The following is an 8703-nucleotide window of genomic DNA, read 5'->3' as shown; positions in this document are numbered from 1 at the left end:
GAGTTACTACAACACTACGAGGCGGCACTCGACGATCGGGATGCTCAGCCCCATGAACTATGAGATGTCACTGACCGCGGAGCTTCTGGCCGCGTAACCACCCTCCACTATCCGGGGGGAACCTCAGCAGGAGAGGAAGGTATCTCCGTTTAAAACGCGATCTGCCACCGGTAAAAGCGACTAGTGCCAGCTGCACTAAGGTCAATTTCGCGAGTTGATTCCGGCTGAGAAACCAGCCAAGGTAGGGGTACAAAGCGTCTCGACGATGGAGCCGAGGTGCAAGAGGTGGCTAAAAGATGGTGGGACCAGCCGCGTCCCGGAAAAAGAAAGGACCCCCGACGCTAGGCGCGCCGGGGGTTACCTCCAATGTGTTCGCAAGGTATCAAGCCCTCGCCTCTGACTAGAGAATAGCAAGGAGTACCACCGTGGTTCAAGCTCAGACGATTGTGACTCTGGCCAAACACATCACTGGCGCCCGCTTCGAGACGTATCTCGCGCTGGCACGGAACAACCCCTACGACGCGCTGGCGCTCTATCGCTGGAACATGGAGATGAGTGGGGCCCTTCAGGAAGCCCTCGGAGTGGCCGAGGTGTTCTTGCGTAACGCTCTCGACGCGGAGCTCAGGATTTGGAACGCTGCCCAGCCGTCGCGTCCGATGCCGACCGGAACACTGGTGTACAACGAGGAGTGGGTACAGCTCCCGGCTGGGTCGCTCTACGCGATCTTGAATCCCGCGCCGCGTAGGGGCGGACGGCGCTTTTCCACGTATGACGACGCCCGGACTCGCGCTGAGAACGATCGCAACGCTCGAGAACCAGGGCATCGTCGGCATGGCCGGCCGGTTGATCACGACGACGTTGTCGCGCATATGACCTTCGGGACGTGGAACAAGTTACTTCCCCGTCGAGATATGCGTCATTCATCGGGGCTCGGGCCGCAGGCTCAGCGCGCCTTGTGGAATGCCGCACTGTGCAAGGCGTTCCCGAATCATCCTCATCCGACGGTGATCAAGTACTGGGTCGACAGGCTGCACGCCATACGCAACCGGGTAGCCCACCTGGAACCGTTGTGCGACACCGACGTCATGAGCTATCACCGCACGATCGCGCGACTCCTGAGGGCTATCGATCCAGCCCTCAGCTCGTGGTACGGGGGTGTCAGCCGCATACCGGAAGTTCTCAGCCGTAAACCGTCCTGCTAACCGACGACCCGATTCTCGAGAGTGACATGACGCGAAACAAGGAATGGCCGACTCCCACTCAGCAGTCTCGAGATTCGATGTCGTATCTGGTGACGACATCGAAAAGGACTGCGAACCTTCAGCTTCCGCACGGATTTCTTCGGGACGGAGATGCGCCGCCCTTGGCTCGGCTGGTGCAGGGTGGGCGTGGCGGTGAAGTGAGGTTGAAGCTATATCTGACTGTAAGTTTGATCGCAGCTGCTGCGCCGCACACATACGACCGAAACACCCCGGCCCGGTCATGGGCGGAGTTGCTCAATCTTCCAGCCCCGGAGATCGCAGGAGCGAGACGCGTTTCGGACGCGTTCGGGTGGCTTCATGATCACAAGTACCTCGAGGTCGACCGGGAACGTGGCCGACCGCCACGATTCAAGCTATTGAGTATGGATCTGGAGGGAGGCGACTATGAGAAGCCTTCCCGGGAGTATGTTGCTGTCCCGCTGGGACTGTGGACAAATCACTGGATCTCGGCACTGTCCGGAGTGGAACTTGCTGTGCTGTTGGCCATTATGGACGGACCAGGCGATGATGCGGTGGGGACTTTAGAACCAAGATTCCTCACTGGCGTACAGAAGCGTAGGTACGGCTTTTCCTCCGATTCTTGGACGAAAGCCACACGGCAACTCGAGTCGATTGGCGTTGTAGAAGTAGCGCGAAGGGTCGAAGGCGGGACCATGAAATTCCGCAGAAACAGAAACATCTACCGACTTCCGGACCCCCAGTTCGAGGCCAAACCAGTCTGGCCTGTCAAGTACTCCTGATCAACGGCAGCGCGAGATCGCCGGATGCGCCACCGAGCAGTTTGTGTGGGGCATCATTGAACGCGTGACCGATTATGCACTGCACCGTATGAATAGCCGAGAATTTGAACACGTCAGTCAGGCGTTGTTACTCAAGACCTTTGGCGCTGCAGTGGAAATTTTTGGTGACGGTGCAGATAATGGCCGCGAGGCCGTCTACAGCGGAACGTTGGTGTGGGCAGAGAATGATCACTCGTTGACCTGGACTGGCAACACGGTCTTTCAAGCAAAATTCTTGCAGGAGCCGAGAGATACCAGTCGTGACACACGCTGGTTTCAAAATGAGGTACGCAAAGAACTTGAACTTTGGAAAGACCCTCATTCGACGCGGCGCCAGAAGATTGGGCTTCCTGACAACATTCTGTTCATCACCAACGTGACACTCGGACCCGGCCCCAATGGGGGGTTGGATACCACTGTGGCGTTGATGAACGGACGCGCGGCTGAAATCGGTCTGGCCCGCGTCAATGCCTGGCACTATGACACCATTGGCCGGCTACTCGACGGCCAGAGCGACATCCGTCGAGCATTTGCCGGACTCATCACCCCAGGCGATGTACTAGCGAAACTCCAGGACATCCTCACCGGCCAGACCGTCGATGTCGGAAAAATGTTGATCAAGCATGCTCGACGGACCGTGATCGAGGATCAATCCATCCGACTCAGCGACTCCGGTGATCCCACCCAGGGGCGACTGCTCGTAAATCAAATCGCGATCGACCTACCCGTGCGCCTTTCGCGCAAGGGCGCACCAGCATTGACCGGCGCGACGCAGCTCGCGATCGCAATGGGTGACCGTTGTCTCAAACCCAGCGTCTTGGCGACGACCGATTCGCGATTCAACCCCGCGCCTAGAAACCTCCTTCTCTTGGGGGGACCCGGACAGGGGAAGACCACACTCAGCCAACTCATCGTTTCTGCATACCGTGTGGAATTTGCGAGGACCTACGGAGACGACACCGGTTCACCCGGACTTCCCCAGACTCTCGACCACATGATTCGCGAGGGAATTGATCTACCAAAGAACAGGCGTTGGCCGCTACGGATCGACTTGGCAAAGTTTGCCGAGCATGCAGCCGGCGGGCTAGGAACCCACCTACTCAAATGGGTCGCAGAAGATTTGTCGGCGCGGTCGATACACGACATCAAAGCCGCCGATCTTGCGGTGTGGTTGAGGAATTGGCCGTGTGCCCTCATCCTCGACGGCTACGACGAAGTGGTTGCACCGACTGCCCGCGAGGCTGTCACCAATGCAGTTCATAATTTGATCGAAGACGCGCGAGACGACGACATAGATCTGTTCGTAATCGTAACCAGCCGCCCACAAGGGTACGGCGACGAACTCAGAGATCTCAGCTTTGAAACCGCCGAACTGCGGGAGTTGACTACCGACCAAAGTTTGGACTATGCGCGCCGACTCATCCATCTACGACACCGTGACGATCCCGCTTTCGCCGAAGAAGTCATCGATAGAATCGAGCAGGCAGTCGACGCGCCTCTCACCGCACGACTGATGACGACTCCGCTGCAGACCACGATCATGACGATGATCAACGAGACCTCCGCACGTGCGCCCCAAACTCGATGGGAACTTTTCAACACCTACTACGAAACCATCTACCGTCGCGAGAGCAACAAGAGTGGCGGAATGGGCCTTCTGCTCAGTCGACATCGCGACGATGTCAACGATATCCATGAACAGACCGCTCGCCAGATCCAGTACGCGACGGAGAAGTCGAACCTGCAAGACGCTGTGGTGAGCCGCAATTCCTTGCGCGAGATCATAATTGAGAGATTAGTTAGTGAAGGGCAATCCGCGTTCGAAGCTGCTTCCCTCGCCGAACGCATCATGAAAGCTGCAACTGAACGCCTCGTCCTACTCGTCCCGCAGAACCATGGAGACGTTGGATTCGAAATCCGGAGTCTGCGGGAGTACCTGGTTGCACGATCCATGGCCTCAGGCGAGAAGGAAGACATTCTCGAACGACTGCGTGCAACCCGAGATTCCTACCATTGGCGAAACATCTGGCTTCTCGCCGCCGGGCGGATCTTCGCAGAGCGGCCCGAGCTGAGGCAATCGCTTGTCGACGTTCTCAGTGAGCATCACCCCAATCCCGCAATTGATCAGATAGTGCCATTCGGTGCTCAGGTTGCCATTGACCTTCTGGCCGATGGGCTGGGATCAACCACGCCGAAATATCGACTGGCACTGTTCGACCAAGCAGTGAAAATGATGGATTACTCGACTGGTTTCCACGAGTACTCAGAGAAGCTTGCGATTATTCTCGGACAGTTCGCAAAGGACGATACTGAGCGTCGCCGACAGATCGTCTACCAGTTGCAGAAATTTCTGAAGCAAGACATCGAAGGATCCGTCGTAGCATGGTCGATCCTCGAACATGTCCAAGAAGATCCGAAAAACCCACTGCGATCGTCACTGAACCAGCTGGTTTCCCGCGCTAGAGAACAGCGAACTGAACTCGAAACAGCGGTGCTCAATAGCTGGATCGAAGGTGGTCTACCTGTAGCGCTGAGGTCTGCTGTATTCACGGTCAAGTCGCTAGGGACACTGGCGGCGCACCTGTCGTCGACTCTTACTGAGAAAGCAAATGATAACGCTCAAAGCTTTTTGGGCGCAGTGGAACTGGCGACGATGACGGACGAAAGTGAGTCGATTGTGCTCATAAGCGACGTGGGCACGGCGCAACATTCCTTGTTGATGACGGACCTGTCCGATGCAACGATTGTGCCGCTGGCGCATGTCGCTCTGGAACTCGATGAAGCTGATTGGTGTGTCCGCGTGCTCATTGCAGATCAAATACAACGAGCGCTCGGAAGCCGTCCCGTATGGCGGCTAATCGAGCAGACTTTCGTAAAACCGGAGGCACTCCAGGAATGAGGTTCCGCGTCCAGTACCCGAAGGGTGACGCGAGTGTGTTAGCGCACGTATGCCGTGTCATCTGCGCAGGTCAACGCCAGAATCGGGGCTGATCGGGTACGCCCTGCTCAGTGGAAGATCCGCGGCCACTGCGAGGGTTGTCGCGCCCAGCAGCGCCGGTGTCGCCAACCGCAACCCGATGTCGGCCACGGTCCCGATGGCCTGAGTCATCGGGACCGCGGAGCAGCGCGATGCTGTTGCGTGCAGCGAGCTCGAATCCATCACCCCAGTTCGGGGAGCCCGACTTTTCGGGGCTCACTGCAACAGGTCTGTCGGTCTACGCCGAAATGGCCTCGGCCCGTTCGGTGTTAGTATCTTGCCAGGGTGTGAGTGGGCATTCATTGTCGAGGCACAATGTTCTGCCGGCGAGTTCTTCCTGCGAGTACGGGGTGGTTCGTGTGGGAAGGAGCTTGTGTGGGTCGAGGTCCAGGGCTGCGCACATGCCGTGGAAGTGGTGGGGGTCGAGGCGGTGCAGGTAGTCGAAGACGAAGGCGAGCATCTTCGGCGTTTCGGGGCGGTGCAGGGTTGTCCCCATGGTGGTTTCTTCGTTGTGGGAGTACCTGTTGAGGTAGGTGTCGAGGATGACGCGGGTGGGGTTGTCCGCGTTGTGGGGTAGCCCGGCTTTGAGGCTGTCGCGAAACTTGCCGCCCATCTTTTCGGGGTGCCGGTGTGCGAGGAAGCCTTCGAGGAGACGTCGGCTGGCGTTGGGGAGGAGGGATTCGGCGTCCATCTGCTCGTTGGCGGTTGCTGATCCGGCGTGAAGGGTTTTCAGTGCGGTAGCGCAGCGGTGGAAGAGGAAGTGGTATTCGGACCGCAAACGCGTCCGTTCTTTGTAGCCGTCATCACCGGGACGCTTATAGGGCCGTCCGGTGGCACCGAAGGTTGACCATTCGGGGACGCGGCGGTGATCGGTACCGGTGGTACGCCAGCGTGGCCGCAGTTCGAGCTGCACATAGCGGAGTCCGCTGTCGTTGTTGAAGAGATTTGGAGGTAGACGGTCGAGTTGGTTGGACCAGTGCCGGAAGAAGTCGAAGTTGTGCGTGAAGAGGATGAGTTGATCGACGCGCATGCGTTTGCCCGCCTTGCATGTGCAGGATTCGGTGCCTCCGCATCGGCAATTGAGGATGCCGAGAAGGTATCCCCAGAGCACAGCGGAGACGCCGAAGGATATGTCGCTGTCGAGGCTCGAGATCGGGTCGTCGATGACTACACACAGGTTCTGGTTGTCTCGGCCTTTATCGTCGAGGGAGCCGAGGAAGTGCAGGAGAGCGAGTGCAGTCTTCTCTCCTTCGCTGAGGTGGTCGACTTTCGCTCCGTAGCGGGTGATGGAGTAATTCCGGTCGTCGAGCACTTGGAGTTGGAGTTCGTCGCGTCCGAGAAGGCGGCGTAGTTCGTCGTTGAGCCATGTCACACCGGGGCCGGGGTCGAATTCTCCGCCGCTGAGGTCTCCGATGAGGCCCTTGAGTCGTGTGGATTCTTCGGTGAGTGTCTGCTGTTGTTCTTGCGCGGCAGCGAGGTCGGTAGCGGCGGTTCGGTATTGCTCGCGGTGTGATCCGAGAACGAAGAGTTTGTAGCGGTCTGCGGCTGCGGATTTTTCGCTCGCGAATGCTGCTGTCCGAGCATTGTGTTCGGTGATGATGGCCTGGAGCGGTTCGATGACGAGTGTTGGCCACTCGCTGTCGGTGCCGTCCTGATCGGCGTCGGTGTCGGCGTCGGTGTCAGCTTTGGTGTCGGCGGTCGGTATCTCGAAAGTCTGTGTGGCGTAGATATTTTCGGCTTTGGTGGTCAGCGCTGCGCGGGCGTTGGTTATGGCGAGGTGGAGTTGTTCGCCGGAGATCCGTGCGGTATCGAGTGCCTCCGTGCACTTCTTGCCGAGGTCGTCGTACACGCCTGCGTTGGAGCGAGGGAGAGACGACATCCACTGCTGCACGGTGTCGTCATAGGTTTCCAGTTGTTGCGCCATCCGGCGGGCACGTTCAGAGAGGCTGCTTTCGGCGTGTGTGAGCAGTCTTTGCAGCTCGGTGAGTCGTTCTTGGGTGACGATTCCTGTGCAGAACATGCACGGGTCGTTGGCGTCGTGCAAGGCGGCGCCGGTGTCGAGCCAGTCGCGTACGCGAGGGGCGAGGTCGGTGTGTTCGGAGTGCGATGCCACGGGGACTTCGGTGAGCACGGCGCGGATCGCGTGTACGGATACAGGTGGCGCCAGGGGTGTGGTCGGCAGAGGCGGCAGTGACTTCAACTGCGTCGCGCAGGCGCGACTGAGAAGGGCTTGTTCGTCGATGTTCTTGCGTGCAGCGTCATCGAGTCCTGTTTCGATTTCTCGTTTGACGTTGGTGGCATTGTATCCACGCCCGTAGGGGTAGCTGAGTGATGTGTTGATCTCGTCCGAGGCGGCTTTGGCGTGAGCGTTCAGAGCACGTTCTGCCCGGTCGACATCTTCCTTGCTCTTGGTCAGAGCTGCGGCGACTGTTTCCAGTTCTGCCTGAGCCTTTTCCAGATCGCGTTGACGCTGGACAGCGTCTGGTCCCAGCGAGAGAAGGGCGTTGGTGGTCCCGTCCTTGATGCGGACTGCGTTCTCTACGTAGTCGTGGTTGAAGACGACGACGTTCTGCCAGCAGGAATCGTCCGGGGATGTGACTTGGCGGGTGTTGCCGGCTTCCTCGATGGTGACGGTGACCCCTGCGTTCCATCCGGTTGCGCTGGTGGTGGGGTTGAGCAAACTTGCGAGTGTGGACTTCCCACTGCCGTTGTTGGCATGAATCAGGGTGACGTGGTCGAGTGTGGGTGCGGTGGGGCCTGGTTTCCATTTGTGGAAGATTCGGAAGTCTTTGATCTCGTCCACGCTCACGATTTTGACCATCGAGTTGAACCCCTTCAGTCGCTGTACGAAAGCGACAGGGTTGTGCGCTTCGCTCGCGCAGCATGGTAACCGCACTCGCTGGCTGGCAGCTCGACGGGAAGGGGTGTGTCGCCCATGCGGACTGACGAGCGTCTATAGGCGTCGATTCGTGGTCCTGCGACCTGCATAGATGACACGTCCCCCTTTTCTGTGGTGGATGGGTGCCGGCGCCTGCCGGGCTGGGTTGTGGGGGAGGTGTTTTAGGGTCTGACTTGCGGTGACGACATGTCCCGGTGGTGGGTGATCGTCGAGTCGGCTAGCTGCCGGCGGTGGGGTGTCGGCTGGGCTCGGGCCGATCGCTCGGCGGTGCCGGCGGCGGTGGGTGGGGAGCTGCTGTTGCTCGTCGATTCGGGCGTGCGACGGGCTCGGGAAGGTCGATTTTCGGGTGTTTTTGAATGTTGTTGTGTTTCAGTAACTTTGGGTGATCGGTTGGTGCATAATCAGTTTCGGTAGTTACGCATGGAGTTATTTTTGAGAAGTTCGAATTGTGTTGTTGTAGTTACAATTTCGAGGTTTTGTGGTTCTGTATTGTCTTGCGATTTGGGGTGGGGTCCTGTAGGATGGGAAGCATGATGACGATGAGCTGGCAGACGCGAGACGGGGTAGCGTCGAGCGACCCCCATTCCTCCCCGGCCCCGTTTGGTACTTGGGTACCGACTTTTCAGTTACGATCAAATCCTTTGGTGACAAAGACAATTCAGGAATTTAGAGGAGCGAAGCGAGTCGATCGACGGCAGCCTGGCTGGACCCACTGCGAGCCGCGCAGCGGCTCCCTGGCGGGGAGCGAAGCGAGCCGCTTCCGTTCCCGATGCGGAGCATCGGGAG

Annotated in this window: 4 protein-coding genes; 2 read left to right on the top strand and 2 right to left on the bottom strand. The window is 58.6% G+C overall.

Annotated features, from left to right (window positions below; translation table 11 throughout):
* Positions 1-425 precede the first annotated feature (425 nt).
* Positions 426-1202 carry a Swt1 family HEPN domain-containing protein gene (locus G8767_RS36665; protein ID WP_051649808.1) on the top strand — a complete coding sequence of 259 codons (777 nt, stop codon included), beginning with the start codon at positions 426-428 and terminating at the stop codon, positions 1200-1202.
* Between the two features lie 864 nt (positions 1203-2066).
* Positions 2067-4940 (top strand): hypothetical protein, encoded by a 2874-nt coding sequence (locus G8767_RS34670; protein ID WP_047269522.1) that lies wholly within the window; start codon positions 2067-2069, stop codon positions 4938-4940.
* Between the two features lie 57 nt (positions 4941-4997).
* Here G8767_RS34670 and G8767_RS34665 read toward each other — a convergent pair whose 3' ends face one another.
* Together G8767_RS34665 and G8767_RS34660 are read right to left on the bottom strand one after the other, a co-directional pair.
* Complete coding sequence (locus G8767_RS34665; RefSeq protein ID WP_047269521.1) at positions 4998-5201, bottom strand: hypothetical protein; 204 nt, start codon at positions 5199-5201, stop codon at positions 4998-5000.
* 55 nt (positions 5202-5256) lie between these two features.
* Positions 5257-7821, bottom strand: a complete 2565-nt coding sequence (locus G8767_RS34660) for an AAA family ATPase (protein ID WP_157838983.1) — start codon at positions 7819-7821, stop codon at positions 5257-5259.
* Between the last annotated feature and the right edge of the window lie 882 nt (positions 7822-8703).

The sequence above is a fragment of the Rhodococcus sp. IC4_135 genome, assembly GCF_011602025.1.
Lineage (GTDB): Bacteria > Actinomycetota > Actinomycetes > Mycobacteriales > Mycobacteriaceae > Rhodococcus_F > Rhodococcus_F baikonurensis.
This window is presented reverse-complemented; position numbering and strand designations above follow the sequence as displayed.

Excerpts from the sequence above, each read along its gene's own strand:
- G8767_RS34665 (WP_047269521.1), bottom strand. The coding sequence starts at position 5,201 with ATGGATTCGAGCTCGCTGCACGCAACAGCATCGCGCTGCTCCGCGGTC.